The sequence below is a fragment of the Polynucleobacter sp. AP-Nickl1-40-C4 genome (genome assembly GCF_035012665.1).
Classification (GTDB): domain Bacteria; phylum Pseudomonadota; class Gammaproteobacteria; order Burkholderiales; family Burkholderiaceae; genus Polynucleobacter.
In genome coordinates this window covers 345,952-359,915 of sequence record NZ_JAYGQR010000001.1, presented here as the reverse complement: position 1 = coordinate 359,915, position 13,964 = coordinate 345,952, and the positions used below count along the sequence as shown (strand labels likewise).

Annotated in this window: 14 protein-coding genes; 7 read left to right on the top strand and 7 right to left on the bottom strand. The window is 46.3% G+C overall.

Annotation, left to right across the window (positions count from 1 at the left end):
• Nucleotides 1-17: 17 nt before the first annotated feature.
• Genes VC182_RS01675 through VC182_RS01645 form a run of 7 tightly spaced genes read right to left on the bottom strand, consistent with a single transcriptional unit; the run spans nt 18 to nt 7,151 of the window.
• Nucleotides 18-935 (bottom strand): polysaccharide deacetylase family protein, encoded by a 918-nt coding sequence (locus tag VC182_RS01675; protein WP_323484283.1) that lies wholly within the window; start codon nt 933-935, stop codon nt 18-20.
• A gap of 22 nt (nt 936-957) precedes the next feature.
• Nucleotides 958-2,004 (bottom strand): bifunctional UDP-4-keto-pentose/UDP-xylose synthase, encoded by a 1,047-nt coding sequence (locus VC182_RS01670; protein ID WP_323484282.1) that lies wholly within the window; start codon nt 2,002-2,004, stop codon nt 958-960.
• 47 nt (nt 2,005-2,051) lie between these two features.
• A complete protein-coding gene (locus tag VC182_RS01665) occupies nt 2,052-2,921 on the bottom strand; it encodes a formyltransferase (protein ID WP_323484281.1) in 870 nt (289 codons plus the stop codon).
• A complete protein-coding gene (locus VC182_RS01660) occupies nt 2,922-3,884 on the bottom strand; it encodes a glycosyltransferase (protein WP_323484280.1) in 963 nt (320 codons plus the stop codon).
• A gap of 41 nt (nt 3,885-3,925) precedes the next feature.
• The gene (locus VC182_RS01655) at nt 3,926-5,080 is read right to left on the bottom strand and encodes a DegT/DnrJ/EryC1/StrS aminotransferase family protein (protein ID WP_323484279.1); all 1,155 of its coding nucleotides are present in this window, start codon (nt 5,078-5,080) and stop codon (nt 3,926-3,928) included.
• Between the two features lie 11 nt (nt 5,081-5,091).
• Complete coding sequence (locus VC182_RS01650) at nt 5,092-6,774, bottom strand: glycosyltransferase family 39 protein (RefSeq protein ID WP_323484278.1); 1,683 nt, start codon at nt 6,772-6,774, stop codon at nt 5,092-5,094.
• Nucleotides 6,774-7,151, bottom strand: coding sequence for an Mth938-like domain-containing protein (locus VC182_RS01645; RefSeq protein ID WP_072583107.1), 378 nt, complete (start codon nt 7,149-7,151; stop codon nt 6,774-6,776). The genes VC182_RS01650 and VC182_RS01645 overlap by 1 nt, the downstream gene beginning before the upstream one ends.
• A gap of 79 nt (nt 7,152-7,230) precedes the next feature.
• Between VC182_RS01645 and VC182_RS01640 the strand changes: the two genes are divergently transcribed.
• Genes VC182_RS01640 through VC182_RS01610 form a run of 7 tightly spaced genes read left to right on the top strand, consistent with a single transcriptional unit; the run spans nt 7,231 to nt 13,845 of the window.
• A complete protein-coding gene (locus tag VC182_RS01640) occupies nt 7,231-8,487 on the top strand; it encodes a pyridoxal phosphate-dependent aminotransferase (protein ID WP_072583106.1) in 1,257 nt (418 codons plus the stop codon).
• On the top strand, nt 8,484-9,794 hold the full coding sequence (locus VC182_RS01635; protein ID WP_323484277.1) for a homoserine dehydrogenase: 1,311 nt from the start codon (nt 8,484-8,486) through the stop codon (nt 9,792-9,794). The genes VC182_RS01640 and VC182_RS01635 overlap by 4 nt, the downstream gene beginning before the upstream one ends.
• 19 nt (nt 9,795-9,813) lie before the next feature.
• Nucleotides 9,814-11,256 carry a threonine synthase gene (thrC, locus tag VC182_RS01630; RefSeq protein WP_216122145.1) on the top strand — a complete coding sequence of 481 codons (1,443 nt, stop codon included), beginning with the start codon at nt 9,814-9,816 and terminating at the stop codon, nt 11,254-11,256.
• A 54-nt stretch (nt 11,257-11,310) separates the two neighbouring features.
• A complete protein-coding gene (gene glp / locus VC182_RS01625; protein ID WP_416350564.1) occupies nt 11,311-12,534 on the top strand; it encodes a gephyrin-like molybdotransferase Glp in 1,224 nt (407 codons plus the stop codon).
• A gap of 18 nt (nt 12,535-12,552) precedes the next feature.
• Nucleotides 12,553-12,810: a molybdopterin converting factor subunit 1 gene (gene moaD / locus VC182_RS01620; RefSeq protein WP_216157463.1), complete on the top strand. Its 258-nt coding sequence runs from the start codon at nt 12,553-12,555 to the stop codon at nt 12,808-12,810.
• A 1-nt stretch (nt 12,811) separates the two neighbouring features.
• Complete coding sequence (gene moaE / locus VC182_RS01615; RefSeq protein ID WP_216122149.1) at nt 12,812-13,264, top strand: molybdopterin synthase catalytic subunit MoaE; 453 nt, start codon at nt 12,812-12,814, stop codon at nt 13,262-13,264.
• The gene (locus tag VC182_RS01610; RefSeq protein WP_323484275.1) at nt 13,252-13,845 is read left to right on the top strand and encodes a hypothetical protein; all 594 of its coding nucleotides are present in this window, start codon (nt 13,252-13,254) and stop codon (nt 13,843-13,845) included. The genes moaE and VC182_RS01610 overlap by 13 nt, the downstream gene beginning before the upstream one ends.
• Nucleotides 13,846-13,964: the final 119 nt, after the last annotated feature.

Sequence of the window (13,964 nt, the reverse complement as noted above, 5' to 3'; positions counted from 1 at the left end):
AATGCTTATTAAATTAATTAGTTATTTTGAATGATTAAATCACCGCTACGATTGGGTATCTCTCCCCAGGTCAGCGGTAGTACAGCTATTTTATCGAGTTGCTTGGTGGCTTCCCAGGATTTGTGAAGCTCGCCCATGGTGACGAGGTCGTGGCCTTGATTTAGCCATCCAGCTAATAGTTGCTCGAACGCAGGCAATAGCTTTTGCCCCTCTAGTTCAGCGTGCAGTGTGAAGACTTGGTCATTTGGATTGCTTTGGGTGATCTCTAATAACTTTTTGACTGCGCCAAATTCATCTGCGCCATCGATGCCAATAAGTTCATCAAAGGTCGGGAGTGTTGTTGGGTACTGAACATGCTTCGCTTTTCCTGAAGGCAGCGCAAGGCGATAAGGCATGAGATTGGGTTCAGCTCTACCATCAGAGGAGTAGGCAATACCCCATTGATCGAGTTGCTCAAAGGCGGCATCGTTCATTTGCCAACCAGCTGCACCATAGGTTACCGGTGCATGACCGAAGATTTCTACAAAACGATCCCAGCTTTTTTGCATCATTGCTTTTGTCCAGGGTGCATCTTGATTACGAACTGCATCTTGCCAAGCAACATGATCCCAAGTATGAATACCTGTCTCATGACCTGCTTTATCAATGGCACGCATTTCTGCAGCAGCTTTCTTGCCGATATCGGGGCCAGGAAGAAGTACGCCGTATAAGAGCGTCTTAATACCGTAGTGCTCTACAACAGAAGTGCGGCTAACTTTTTTCAGAAAGCCAGGGCGGAAGACGCGCTTTAAGGCCCACCCTGTATGGTCAGGGCCAAGGCTAAATAGAAAGGTGGCTTTAAGGCCAAAACGCTCTAGAGTGCGAGCTAGATTGGGAACACCTTCTTTGGTTCCGCGTAAGGTATCAACATCAACCTTGAGAGCAATCTTAGCCATGTACCTTTGAATTTACTTTCGCTTATTCTTTATCAACTAAAGTGCGGGCTTTTTCTACGTCTTCACGATAGGCTTCAAAGATGTTCTTGAGCGCATCAGACATCGTAGTAGTTGGTTTCCAGCCTAGTTCACTCATCGTGTTATCTATTGCTGGAACACGATTTTGAACGTCTTGATAGCCTTCGCCGTAGTAAGCGCCAGATGTAGTTTCTACAATCTTTACTTCATTCGCATTCTTTGCATACTCAGGAATACTGCGAGCAATTTCCAGCATCTGATTAGCGAGTTCGCGAATGGAGTGATTGTTCTTTGGATTGCCGATGTTGTAGATCTTGCCGTTAGCAACACCATCTTTGTTATCGATAATGCGCATCAAAGCATCGATACCATCATCAATATAAGTAAAGGCACGTTTCTGGGCACCACCGTCCACAACATTGATGGATTCGCCGCGAACGATGTGACCCAAGAACTGAGTCACAACACGGGAAGAGCCTTCCTTAGGTGTATAGATGCTATCTAAGCCAGGGCCAATCCAGTTAAATGGGCGGAAGAGAGTAAAGCGCAATCCTTCCATGCCATAACCCCAGATCACACGGTCCATTAATTGCTTAGAGCAAGCATAGATCCAGCGTGGCTTGTTAATTGGGCCATAAACCATATTGGATTTAGTAGGATCAAATTCACCATCCTCACACATTCCATACACTTCCGAAGTTGATGGGAATACCAAATGCTTTTTGTACTTAACAGCAGAGCGCACGATTGGGAGATTGGCTTCGAAGTCGAGCTCAAATACCTTGAGTGGTTGCTGAACATACGTAGCTGGCGTTGCAATCGCCACTAAAGGCAAGATGACATCGCATTTGCGAATGTGATATTCAACCCATTCTTTATTAATTGTGATGTCGCCTTCAAAGAAGTGCATGCGAGGATGATTAACTAAATCACCAAGACGATCGTTTTGCATATCCATGCCGTAGACATCCCAATCGGTTGTCTCAAGAATGCGCTTCGAAAGGTGGTGACCAATAAAACCATTAACACCAAGAATGAGTATTTTTTTCATCTCTACTGCCTCGTTTTAATCTAATTTGCTATTGCTGAATTTTCTGCTTATTTGCTTGCTGGAAACCATTCCAAAACTTCAACTGCTTGATGGTCGCCACAAATACCGAATACCCGATTATCAACCACTTGGATGCCGCAAACCCCAAGATTGAGCTTGTCTGGAAATGGCCCATTTAGGCTGGTGCGGGCCACAATCATGGTTTTGCCATCATGGTCGCAAAAGGCGCCTGGATAAGGGGGTGCGACAGCCCTAACCAAGTCGTGGACCTGTTTAGCAGTCTGATTCCAGTGAATTTGCCCGTCTGCAGGCTTTCTACCGCCAAAATAACTGCCTTTTTGGAGCTCATTTGCCTTGCGGGGAACAATTCCCTTTAAAAGGCTGGGCAAGACCTGATCGATCACGCTGATAGCAGCCTGACTGACCTTGCCAAATACATCCGTAGCAGTTTCATCTGTGCCGATGCTGACGGCTGCTTGCCCAACAATATCTCCTGCATCCGGTTTCGCTTCCATGACGTGTAAAGTTGCGCCGGTCTCTGTTTCGCCATGCAGAATGGCCCAATTCACTGGCGCACGCCCACGATATTTTGGGAGTAGTGAGCCATGCATATTAAGTGCGGCAATTTTGGCGCAATCCAAAATCTGCCCTGGAATCATGAAGCGATAGTAGAAAGAAAAAATATAGTCTGGCGCTAGCGCTTGAAACTTCGGAATTAAAGTTGCTAATTCATTCGCGTTCGGAGTGATGTAAGAAATATTTTTTTCTTCGCAGAGTTTTGCAACGCTTCCAAACCAAACATTCTCATTGGGATCATCTTGATGGGTAACGACTAGATCAATCTGTATCCCCGCATTGAGAAGTGTCTTGAGGCAGTTGACGCCAACATCGTGATAAGCAAAGACGACTGCGCGCAATTATTTTTTCTCTAAAACGGTTTGCACTACATAACGAGGGCGCTTGCGGATTTGCTGATAGATGCGACCAATGTATTCACCTAAAAGTCCGAGCCCAAAGAGCATCACACCAATCAGGAAGAAGGTCAGGGCGAAGAGGGTGAATACCCCCTCAACCTCAGCGCCCAGAAGGAAGCGGCGAACTAGCAAGTAGGCAAATAAGCTACCAGCAGCAAGGGATAGCAGCATGCCGAGTATTGAGAAGATCTGCAACGGCATGACAGAGAAGCCGGTGACTAAGTCAAAGTTCAAGCGAATCAATTGGTACAGGCTGTATTTGGATTCACCGGCAAAACGTTCTTCATGTTTAACGGTGATCTCTACTGGATTTGCAGAAAAGGTATACGCCAGTGCCGGTATAAAAGTATTGCTTTCATCGCATTGGCGGACTAAGTCAACAATGCGACGGCTATATCCACGCAACATACAACCTTGATCGGTCATCGTGATGCGCGTGATATTTTCACGCAAGCGATTCATGGCGCGTGAAGCGAATTTTCTGAAGAAGCTATCGCGGCGATCGGCGCGAATAGTGCCTACGTAATCATGACCCTTTAATAACTGCTCAGTTAAAGCATCAATTTCTTCGGGAGGATTTTGTAGGTCTGCATCCAAAGTAATGATGTGTTCGCCTTTGGCGTATTCAAAGCCAGCCATGATGGCCATATGTTGACCAAAGTTGCTGTGAAATAAAACTGCACGGGTTACATCAGGCCGTAACTCCACTTGCTTTGAAAGAATGCCGGCGGAACGATCTTTACTACCGTCGTTAACAAATACGATCTCATAGGTGATCTTGCGTTTGGCAGCCAGGGTATCCAATGCTGGATAAAGGCGATCAAATAGAGCCTTTAATCCGTCCTCCTCGTTGTAAACGGGAATAACAATGCTGAGTGTTGGGTTGGCAACTAAATTTGCGGTCATGCTGCAATTTTGCCTGATTCTTTGGGTTTAACCCAAGAACGCTAGTTTTTGCGGTATTTCAGCAAAATTCCGACCAATCCACTGGCTATACGGTCAATATCTTCATCTGCCATTGCCGGAAATAAGGGGAGGGTGAGAATGGATCGACCAATGCGCTCAGCAATCGGAGTGTCTGAAATTTTGTAACCCTGGTTTTTATAAAGAGTGAACCCGGTAATGGCGGGGTAATGAACGCCAGTGCCAATGCCCATATCTTTTAATTCCGTCATCACTTGAGCGCGATCCGTATTGAGCTGCTCGAGTGGCAAAACAACTTGAAACATGTGCCAGTTACTATCCGTGAAATTTTCTACTGGAAGCTCTAAATGTAAGTCTTCCAATCCAGCCGATTTTAATTTGGCACGAAGCACATCAAAGTATTGGTGCGCGAGTTCAGCACGACGTGTTTGATAAGAGGGAAGTTGCTTAAGTTGTTCAAGACCGATAGCTGCATTCACATCGGTCAAGTTATCTTTGCCGCCCAATACATCCACATCCATACCATCCATGCCTTGACGAGTTAATCCTTGTAGACGGAATTTCTCAGCCAGTTTTGCTTCATCTAGATTATTGAGAACAAGGCAGCCTCCCTCAACAGTGGTGAGGTTCTTATTGGCCTGGAAGCTAAAGCTCACCAGGTCACCAAAGCTACCAATCTTCTTGCCTTGCCACTGTGAGCCAAAGGCCTGCGCTGCATCTTCAATTACACGAAGCTTGTGCTGTTTGGCTAGCGCATAGAGTTGTTCCATATCAACAGGTAATCCAGCTAAATAGACCGGCATGATCGCACGTGTCTTTGGCGTGATTGCAGCAGCCACTTTATTTAGATCAATATTGCGTGTAATGGGATCGATATCCACAAATACTGGTTTGGCGCCAACACCCAAAATCACATTAGAAGTTGCCACCCAAGAAATTGGAGTGGTAATTACTTCATCGCCATCACCAATGCCGGCAACTTGCAGAGCGATCTTCATGGTTGCGGTGCCATTGGCAAAACAGCGTACCGGACGACCGCCAAAGTATTGGCTTAAAGCAGCTTCAAACTCGGCCAATTTCGGTCCAGATGTCACCCATCCTGAGCGCAATACCTCTGAAACAGCGTCAATGGTTTCTTGATTGAAGCTAGGGCGCGTGAAGGGGATGAAGTTTGACATGGTGTCCTATATTACTGCGAGATATCTGGATGCTTGACAATGACCCTGCGTGAATCACGATCGACTTCCTGCATTGGGAAGCCCTGAGTATTAAGCGCATCAAATTGCTCTGGAACCATCATGGCATAAGCTGTTTGATCTTCTTGCCAGCGGGCAATAAAGGCGTCTAATGTCGGCATCCAAAGTTCTGGCTCTTGATTAACCCCAAACTCAAGCTCATCGGGTGATTCAACCATGATCATCGTTCTGCCTAAATAGAAAGGCACGGTGTGATCCAAAAGACGCACTGAATAGAAGTTCACTTTTTCTGGAATAGAGGCTTTGACTCGCTCGACTAGGTCGATACCAGAAACTGCGCGGCCCAATGTCTCGTGACCTGTTCCTGTGATGATCGCGCAGAGAAAGAACCCACAAGCAAAGCTGACGATGCTTTGAATGCCATTGCGCTTGCTTTGCCATGCAGCGTAAGCGCTAAAACTGACAAGCGCTACTAATGCAGCAATCACCCAATAGGTATATTGCGCATAAGCTTCAATCTCATCAGGTCTTGCTTGTTTACCAATGGCATCTAAAAAGAAAAATCCAACACACCCCAAAATTGCAAAGCAAAGTGTCTGTAATTTCCATGGTAATGCCATGGTGTTGGTGTGACCAAGTAAGCGATCTAAACGATTGCCAATAATTAAAGCGAGCGCTGGGAAAACGGGGATGATGTAACCCGGAAGCTTAGAGTGCGATACGCTAAAGAATGCAAAGATCACAGCAAACCAGCAGACTAATAACCAGCCCGCTGAGAATTCGCAACGGCGCTCGCTCCATGCTTGTGCAAACGCCCCAGGGACCTGCAGAATCCAGGGGAGTAGGCCAATGAGGAGGAGTGGTACAAAGTAGTAAATCGGGCCATTTCTACTGTGATCATCTTGTGTGAAGCGTTGTAGATGTTCATGAATAAAGAAGAACTCTAGAAACTCGGGATTGCGTTGCGCTACCAATACAAACCAAGGGGCAGTGATAGCTAAGAACAAAATAGTTCCACTAAATAAACGCAAGCGAGCCCAGATTTTCCAGTCCCATGTACTAATGGAGTAAGCAATAAACACCATTGCAGGAATCGCTACGCCAATAACACCTTTGGATAGTGTTGCTAGCGCCATAAAAATCCAGCAAGCCCACATCCAGTTGCGACAGTTATTTTTGTTATGCGAAGTTTGTGCAAGCAAGAGGCTACAAAGAGCCGCCACTAAAAATGAGGACAAGCCCATGTCGAGCGAATTGAAGTGACCACTGATAATCCACATCGGACTCGATGCCAATACAACAGCAGCCAACCATCCTGCTCTCGCGTTGAAGATGCGCGCACCAGTAAAGCCGACCAAAAGAATAGTTAGGAAACCCGTTAGCGCTGTCCAAAGGCGCGCTTGCCAATCGCCAATACCAAATGCCTGAAATGCGGCGGCAGTTGCCCAAGCTTGAAGAGGGGGTTTTTCAAAATACTTATAACCGTTGTAACGCGGAGTAATCCAATCACCGGTAACCAGCATTTCTCGTGCTATTTCTGCATAGCGGCCTTCGTCGGATGGGATGAGGTGGCGGTAATTGAGGGTGCCAAACCAAAGCAGGCCGTAAATAATGACCAGCAGCAAAATCTTGCCTGGGTGCAGGGCTGATGACTGCCGAATCTGGCCAAATTGCATTAAGTGGGTTCCACAATCAGGGCAAGCACGACCTGACGACCCTCACCGACTAGGATGTTGTAAGTGCGGCAGGCGGCTTGAGAATCCATGATTTCAAAGCCAATTTTGGCTTCAATCAAGGATTTAAGGAGTTCTGGCTTAGGAAAGCGCTGGCGGCTACCGGTCCCGATGAGGATTAATTCTGGTTTTAAATCAACCATTTGCGCGAAATGACTAGCTTCTAAGCTATCAAATGTTTGCGCAGACCAGTTAGAGATGGCGCCGTCCGAGCTGAGTAGGACCGCATGGTCGTAAGGGATCTTATTGATCTCTACGTAGCCATCGCCATAGCCAGTGATCGTATTCGCTCCGGAATGGGGGTCAGATTGAAGCTTCAAGTGGACTCTCTGTCATAATTATGTGGATTATAGCTAGCTGTTTTTTCTCATATTTCAAGAACTTACCCTTAAATTTATTGTGAAACCGATCCTAAAGTCCCAAAAGCTCGATAACGTCTGTTATGACATACGTGGGCCGGTGCTTGAGCTTGCTCAGCGCATGGAGGAAGAGGGCCACAAAATCATCAAATTAAACATCGGAAACGTAGGGGTTTTCGGTTTTGATCCGCCTGAAGAGATTCAGTTGGACATGATTCGCAATTTAAGCAATGCATCAGCTTATTCTGATTCCAAGGGAATCTTTGCTGCTCGCAAAGCCATCATGCAGTATTGCCAAGAAAAAGGCATTCAAGGCGTGACCTTGGATGATGTCTATACCGGCAATGGTGTTTCTGAGCTCATCGTTCTGTCGATGAATGCACTCTTAAATGATGGTGATGAGGTATTGGTCCCAACACCAGATTACCCGCTTTGGACTGCTGCAGTCAGTTTGTCGAGTGGCACACCAGTGCACTATCTTTGTGATGAATCCAAAGAGTGGGCGCCAGACTTAAACGATCTCCGTAAAAAAATTACACCGCGTACCAAAGCGATTGTGGTGATTAATCCAAACAATCCTACTGGTGCAATTTACTCCAAAGAAGTGCTGCTGGAGTTAACTCAAATTGCTCGTGAACATGGTTTGATTTTGTTTGCGGACGAGATTTACGACAAGATGTTGTACGACGGTGAGAGGCATCTCTCGTTAGCTTCTTTATCTACTGATGTAGTCATCATTACTTTCAATGGTCTTTCTAAGAATTACCGTTCCTGCGGCTACCGTGCCGGCTGGATGGTGGTTTCAGGCGATAAAGAGATGGTCCGAGACTATATCGAGGGGCTCAATATGTTGGCCTCAATGCGCTTGTGTGCGAACGTGCCAGGTCAATATGCGATTCAAACAGCATTGGGTGGTTATCAAAGCATTAATGATTTAGTGGGTGAGGGTGGCCGCCTTGCAAAGCAACGTGATCTTGCATGGAAGCTCATAACTGATATTCCAGGCGTGACTTGCGTGAAGCCAAAATCTGCTTTGTATTTATTTCCAAAGCTAGATCCTGAGGTTTATCCAATTGAAGATGATCAGCAATTTGTAGCTGATCTTTTAAAAGAAGAAAAAGTATTGTTAGTGCAGGGCTCTGGTTTCAACTGGGGCAAACCTGATCACTTCCGTGTAGTGTTCTTGCCTCACGAAGATGTTCTCAAGGAAGCTATAGGCCGCCTTGCTCGTTTTCTGGAGCGTTATCGTAATAAGCACAGCCGCAAGGCTTCTTCAACTGCAGCAAAGGCATCATGAAACCGATTCAAGTAGGTCTGTTAGGTATTGGCACTGTTGGTGGTGGCGTATTCACTGTTCTCGAGCGTAACCAAGATGAAATTACTCGTCGTGCTGGGCGCGGCATTCGTATTAATACGGTTGCTGATTTAAATGTAGAACGTGCCAAAGAATTGGTTAAAGACCGCGCACAAGTGGTGAGTGATGCCCGTGCCGTGATCAATAACCCAGAGATCGACATCGTTGTTGAGCTTATTGGTGGTTATGGCATAGCTAAAGACTTGGTTCTTGAGGCAATTGCGGCAGGTAAGCACGTAGTTACAGCTAATAAAGCATTGATTGCTGTTCACGGTAACGAAATCTTTAAGGCTGCGCATGCTAAGGGCGTGATGGTTGCCTTTGAAGCTGCTGTTGCTGGTGGTATCCCCATTATTAAAGCGTTGCGTGAAGGCTTAACAGCGAACCGTATCGAATGGATTGCAGGCATCATTAATGGCACTACGAATTTTATCCTGTCAGAGATGCGCGACAAAGGTTTGGATTTCGCAACAGTGCTTAAAGAAGCGCAACGCCTAGGCTATGCAGAAGCAGATCCGACTTTTGATATCGAAGGTGTTGATGCTGCGCATAAAGCGACCATCATGAGTGCGATTGCATTTGGTATTCCAATGCAGTTTGAAAAAGCACACATCGAAGGCATCACTAAATTAGATGCAATTGATATTAAGTATGCAGAGCAATTAGGCTATCGCATTAAGTTGCTTGGTATTGCCAAGAAAACGTCAACTGGTGTCGAGTTGCGTGTCCATCCAACTCTCATTCCTTCCAAGCGTTTGATTGCAAACGTTGAGGGCGCCATGAATGCCGTGCAAGTATTTGGCGATGCCGTTGGAACAACTTTGTATTACGGCAAAGGTGCAGGCTCTGAGCCAACTGCTTCCGCAGTGATTGCTGACTTAGTAGATATCACTCGTTTGCTAAGCGCTGACGCTGAGCATCGTGTGCCTTACTTGGCCTTCCAGCCAGATGCTGTCCATGACACACCAGTGCTCCCTATTGGCGAAATCACTACTAGTTACTATCTGCGCTTGCGTGTAGCTGATCAAGCTGGCGTATTAGCTGACATCACTAAAATTTTGGCATCGCATGGTGTTTCTATTGACGCACTTTTGCAAAAAGAAGCTGATGAGGGTGAAAGTCAAACTGATTTGGTGGCTTTAACTCACGAGACTAAAGAAAAGAACATGCTTGCCGCGATTAATGAGATTCAGAATCTCAAGACAGTTACTGGCGAAGTGGTGAAGATCCGTTTAGAAAATCTGTCTTAAGTAAAACTCAGCAAAATATATGCGTTACCAATCTACTCGTGGCAATAGTCCACAACAATCCTTCTTAGAAATTTTGTTGGGTGGATTGGCGCCTGATGGCGGGTTGTATTTACCTACTCAATACCCACAAGTCACTGCAGCGCAATTGGATTCTTGGCGCGGCTTGTCATACGCAGACCTCGCTTATGAAGTATTGAGTCTGTATTGCGACGATATTCCTGAGGCGGATTTGCGTGCAATCTTGCGTAAAACGTATACCGAGCAGGTCTATTGCAATGGCCGTGCACAAGATAACGCTAAAGACATCACGCCTTTGCATTGGTTGGGCGAAGAGCAGGGAACACGCATTGGGCTATTGAGTCTTTCAAATGGCCCAACCTTGGCTTTTAAAGACATGGCCATGCAATTGCTGGGCAATCTTTTTGAGTACACTCTCAAGAAAAAAGGTCAGCAGCTCAATATTTTGGGCGCTACATCTGGTGATACGGGTAGCGCAGCTGAATATGCGATGCGCGGTAAAGAGGGTGTGAAGGTATTTATGCTTTCTCCCCGCGGCAAGATGAGTGCCTTTCAGTCTGCACAGATGTATTCCTTGCAAGACCCTAATATTTTTAACTTAGCAGTAGCTGGTGTCTTCGATGACTGCCAGGATATTGTTAAGGCAGTCAGCAATGACCATGCTTTTAAAGCGAAGAACCAAATTGGTACCGTGAACTCCATTAATTGGGGTCGTGTAGTGGCTCAGGTGGTGTACTACTTTCAAGGTTATCTACTGGCCACTAAGTCCAGCTCCGAAAAAGTCTCATTCACCGTACCATCCGGTAACTTCGGTAATGTCTGCGCTGGTCATATCGCCCGCATGATGGGTTTGCCTATCGAGCATCTCATCGTTGCTACCAATGAAAACAATGTATTGGATGAATTCTTTTCCACAGGCATCTATCGTGCACGTAAGTCTGCTGAGACCTTGCATACTTCCAGCCCTTCGATGGACATCTCTAAAGCTAGTAATTTTGAGCGCTTCGTATTTGATTTTATGGGTCAAGATGGTAAAGCGACTGCAGCTATGTTCAAGCAAGTAGATGAAGCAGGTGGTTTTGATATCTCAAAAGAGGCAGTCTTTAAAGAGCTGGGTAAATACGGCTTCCAATCTGGCCGTAGCACTCACGAGAATCGCTTAGAAACTATTCGTGATATTGATCAACGCTATGGCGTCATGATTGATACCCATACCGCTGATGGCGTGAAAGTGGCTCGTGAGCATTTGCAAGCCGGAATCCCGATGATCGTGCTCGAGACGGCGCTCCCCATTAAGTTTGAAGAAACAATTGAAATTGCTTTAGGACGTCCAGCAGAATGTCCACCAGCATTTAAAGACATTAAATCTAAGCCGCAGCGCGTAGAAAATATCGATGCCGACGTGAATCAAGTTAAAGCGTTTATTACTTCACATCTAAGTTAATTCTTAACTTAGAAAATTTAAGCAATAAATAATTACTCTATGACAAAGCCACCGATGTTGACTGCGCAGCAGGCTTTAGATCACTTACTTTCGCATGCTCAAACTGTTGGCGAGAGTGAGAAAGTTGCCATGCAGGCCGCTTTAGGCCGTGTGCTCGCTGAAAACGTCAATAGCCTTGTTGATGTGCCTCCACTTGATAACACTGCGATGGATGGGTATGCGGTTCGCTCTGCTGATATTGCTACTCCAGGAAAATCACTCAAGATTACTCAGCGCATTCCGGCTGGATCGATGGGAACCCCCTTGGAGTCAGGCACTGCCGCTAGAATTTTCACAGGAGCCCCCGTACCTCCTGGTGCGGATGCAGTCGTGATGCAAGAGGATTGCGCGCTAGAGGGTGAAAGCGGTCAAGTAACTATCAATACCGCTCCAATAGCAGGTCAGTGGATTCGTCGTAGAGGCGAAGATCTCACTGCTGGCAAAACTGCTCTCACCGCAGGTACTTTCTTGCGCCCACAAGAGTTGGGTGTAGCTGCTTCAGCGGGTTTGACTCACTTAAGCGTTAAACGTCGCGTCAAGGTGGCCGCCTTTTTCACTGGCGATGAATTAGCCCTTCCTGGTGAGCCATTAAAACCAGGCGGCATTTATAACTCTAATCGTGACACTTTATTGGCCTGCCTTAAATCTCTGGGTTGTGATGCCACTGATTTGGGTATCGTCCCAGATCGCTTAGAAGCAACCCGTGCAGCATTGCGTAAAGCCAGCAAGGACCATGATTTAATTATTACCTCTGGTGGCGTCTCAGTTGGCGAAGAAGATCACATCAAGCCAGCAGTTACCGCTGAAGGAAGATTGGATCTATGGCAGATCGCGATTAAGCCAGGTAAGCCATTGGCATTTGGTGCAGTCCGAAAATCAGACGAACCTAAGGATGGTGAGGCTTGGTTTATTGGTCTGCCAGGCAATCCGGTATCCAGTTTTGTAACTTTCCTATTGTTTGTACGTCCTTTTATTCTGAAGTTGCAGGGCCGTGAAGCGGGTCTTCCTCAATCATATTTAATGCGCGCAGATTTTGATTGGTTGAAAGCCGATCGACGTAATGAGTTTCTGCGTGTCAAATTGAATAGCAACTGCGGCTTAGATTTATTTCCTAATCAAAGTTCTGGCGTGCTCACTAGCGCCTCTTGGGGTGATGGCCTGGTTGATTGCCCGCCAAACCAGCCAATCAAAGCTGGCGATTTGGTGAAGTACATCCCATTTGATGCGCTGCTCAAATAATCGGTTTACGATTAGCTCATGAAACTCGAATTACGATTCTTTGCCTCACTACGTGAAGCGCTTGGCATCTCACAAGAGAGTATTACTATCCCGGCGACAGTAAAAACCATTGCCGATCTCAGAACGCACCTCATTGAACGTGGCAATCCATGGTCTGAGGTCTTGGCAGATGGCAAAGTCTTGCGTTGCGCCTTGAACCAGCACATGGTTGATGCAAATACAGCATTGCAAGATGGTGCAGAAGTTGCTTTCTTTCCTCCGGTGACTGGGGGCTGATATGCCAATCAAAATCCAAGAGAGCGATTTTGATGTCAGCGCTGAAATAGCGGCATTACGTAAAGGTGATCCGCGAGTAGGTGCGGTAGTTTCTTTCTTGGGTACCGTGCGAGATATGAATGACGGTAGCCAAGTAAAGGGCATGACGCTTGAGCATTACCCCGGCATGACTGAAAAAGCGCTACAGGAAATTCTGGATCAAGCCAAAGCGCGCTGGGATATTTATCAGGCCTTAGTGATCCATCGTGTTGGTCCCTTATTGCCCGAAGATCAAATCGTATTAGTGGTGGTCACCAGCGCACACAGAGGTGAAGCATTTGCTGCCTGTGAGTTCGTCATGGACTACCTTAAGACGGCGGCCCCATTTTGGAAGAAAGAAGACACCCCTGAAGGGGCTCGCTGGGTTGATGCCCGCGTTACCGATGAAGTGGCATTATCTAAATGGAAAAAATAATTAAAAAACATATAACGAGAAAGCTCTATGTTTGCCTATTGATCATGCTTACAGGCGGACTATCTGGTTGCGGTGCTGGCGATAGTGTGCAAGCACAATCAACCCCATCTACTTTGGCAACAAAAGATCTTACTGCTTTTGTGGATACGTATTGGTATGTGCCTACGGATTATTTGCTGGCCTATGCCTATAGCTCTTCCGGAAATCCAAAGACTAGTGCGGTAAACGATCAGACTATTTGGCATATCACTTCTGTCAATCAGGGATTTTTATTGGGCTGCTCTTTTGCTAGCACCAATAATGGCGCTACTTGGTCTGCATCAACTATTGTGGGGTCTGTAACAGCCAATAATTCGGTATCTATTGGTTTTTATGGATCATCTCTAACCGTAGGTTCTGGGCAGTTAACTACATCTAGCGGTCAACCTGCATTTTTGATGCAGATGTCAACCGGAAATGGAGCAGCCGGTCTCACGCACTGGGCTTATATGCTGCCCGTAACCTCATCTAATCCTGCCTGGTCTAGTTTGCCTGGCACTAATAGTGTGAGCGTCCCTACGGCAACTGCTTCGGGGTGCTAGATCAAATTCGTTTTATAGAAGCGGATGCCTGTTTGAAAAGATGAGCCATCCTTAGGGGTGGTTTTATTTTTATTGGTGCATCAAGCTGCATCAAAATAAGCGCTTCTGCACCATATCAG

Bases quoted from the DNA above. Each gene is read 5' to 3' on its own strand.
- thrC (WP_216122145.1), top strand. From the start codon at position 9,814: ATGCGTTACCAATCTACTCGTGGCAATAGTCCACAACAATCCTTCTTA.
- moaE (WP_216122149.1), top strand. From the start codon at position 12,812: ATGCCAATCAAAATCCAAGAGAGCGATTTTGATGTCAGCGCTGAAATA.
- VC182_RS01675 (WP_323484283.1), bottom strand. From the start codon at position 935: ATGGCTAAGATTGCTCTCAAGGTTGATGTTGATACCTTACGCGGAACC.
- VC182_RS01650 (WP_323484278.1), bottom strand. From the start codon at position 6,774: ATGCAATTTGGCCAGATTCGGCAGTCATCAGCCCTGCACCCAGGCAAG.
- VC182_RS01655 (WP_323484279.1), bottom strand. From the start codon at position 5,080: ATGTCAAACTTCATCCCCTTCACGCGCCCTAGCTTCAATCAAGAAACC.
- VC182_RS01660 (WP_323484280.1), bottom strand. From the start codon at position 3,884: ATGACCGCAAATTTAGTTGCCAACCCAACACTCAGCATTGTTATTCCC.
- VC182_RS01610 (WP_323484275.1), top strand. From the start codon at position 13,252: ATGGAAAAAATAATTAAAAAACATATAACGAGAAAGCTCTATGTTTGC.
- glp (WP_416350564.1), top strand. From the start codon at position 11,311: ATGTTGACTGCGCAGCAGGCTTTAGATCACTTACTTTCGCATGCTCAA.
- moaD (WP_216157463.1), top strand. From the start codon at position 12,553: ATGAAACTCGAATTACGATTCTTTGCCTCACTACGTGAAGCGCTTGGC.
- VC182_RS01670 (WP_323484282.1), bottom strand. From the start codon at position 2,004: ATGAAAAAAATACTCATTCTTGGTGTTAATGGTTTTATTGGTCACCAC.
- VC182_RS01635 (WP_323484277.1), top strand. From the start codon at position 8,484: ATGAAACCGATTCAAGTAGGTCTGTTAGGTATTGGCACTGTTGGTGGT.